Annotated in this window: 1 protein-coding gene; it reads right to left on the bottom strand. The window is 64.2% G+C overall.

Translation table 11 applies throughout. The features are described 5' to 3' along the window. The coding region (locus tag AC1D0P_RS27705) for a HAMP domain-containing protein (RefSeq protein WP_477679662.1) at positions 1–551 on the bottom strand (551 nt) is incomplete at both ends.

Genomic DNA, 551 nt, shown 5'->3' on the forward strand with positions numbered 1-551 from the left:
AGGTTGGTCTTCAGCCAATCCTGCTCGGTGTTACGCTCCGTCGTCAGACGGAGATTGCCGATCATGGTGTTGATATTGTCCTTGAGCTCGGCGACTTCGCCGCGTGCCTCGACCTGGATCGAGCGTGTCAGATCACCCTTGGTGACGGCGGTTGCCACTTCGGCGATGGCGCGGACCTGGGTGGTCAGGTTGGCGGCAAGCAGGTTGACRTTGCCGGTCAGGTCTTTCCAGGTGCCGGCAGTGCCCGGCACATTGGCCTGGCCGCCGAGGCGGCCTTCGACGCCGACTTCGCGTGCCACCGAGGTCACCTGATCGGCGAAGGTGGCAAGCGTGTTGGTCATGTTGTTGATGGTTTCGGCCAGTGCGGCGACCTCGCCCTTGGAGGCGACGGTCAGGTTCTGCTTGAGGTCGCCGTTGGCGACAGCGGTGACGACCTTGACGATGCCGCGCACCTGTTCAGTGAGGTTGGCGGCCATAACGTTGACGGTGTCAGTCAGGTCCTTCCAGGTGCCGGCGACGCCCGGCACCTGCGCCTGGCCGCCGAGTTTGCC

The organism is Polaromonas sp. P1_G2, assembly GCF_056405515.1.